Here is a 704-nt window from a genome sequence, read left to right as displayed (position 1 = left end):
AAAGCTACTTAGGCGTTGTATGGTTAAGCCTCACGGGCAATTAGTACAGGTTAGCTTAATGCCTTGCAACACTTCCACATCCTGCCTATCAACGTTGTAGTCTTCAACAACCCTTCAGAGAGGTTAAACCTCAGGGATGACTCATCTCGGGGCTCGCTTCCCGCTTAGATGCTTTCAGCGGTTATCGATTCCGAACGTAGCTACCGGGCAATGCCTTTGGCAAAACAACCCGAACACCAGCGGTTCGTCCACTCCGGTCCTCTCGTACTAGGAGCAGCTCCCCTCAATCATCCAACGCCCACACCAGATAGGGACCGAACTGTCTCACGACGTTCTAAACCCAGCTCGCGTACCACTTTAAATGGCGAACAGCCATACCCTTGGGACCGACTTCAGCCCCAGGATGTGATGAGCCGACATCGAGGTGCCAAACACCGCCGTCGATATGAACTCTTGGGCGGTATCAGCCTGTTATCCCCGGAGTACCTTTTATCCGTTGAGCGATGGCCCTTCCATACAGAACCACCGGATCACTATGACCTACTTTCGTACCTGCTCGACGTGTCTGTCTCGCAGTTAAGCTAGCTTATGCCATTGCACTAACCTCACGATGTCCGACCGTGATTAGCTAACCTTCGTGCTCCTCCGTTACTATTTGGGAGGAGACCGCCCCAGTCAAACTACCCACCAGACACTGTCCGCAT

General features: G+C 52.7%; 1 rRNA gene. It reads right to left on the bottom strand.

What is annotated here, in order from left to right:
* Window positions 1-19: 19 nt before the first annotated feature.
* Window positions 20-704 (bottom strand): 23S ribosomal RNA (locus tag ACXAG2_RS20865); the annotation flags it as partial.

This window comes from Alteromonas sp. ABH4_456, assembly GCF_056160645.1.
This window is presented reverse-complemented; position numbering and strand designations above follow the sequence as displayed.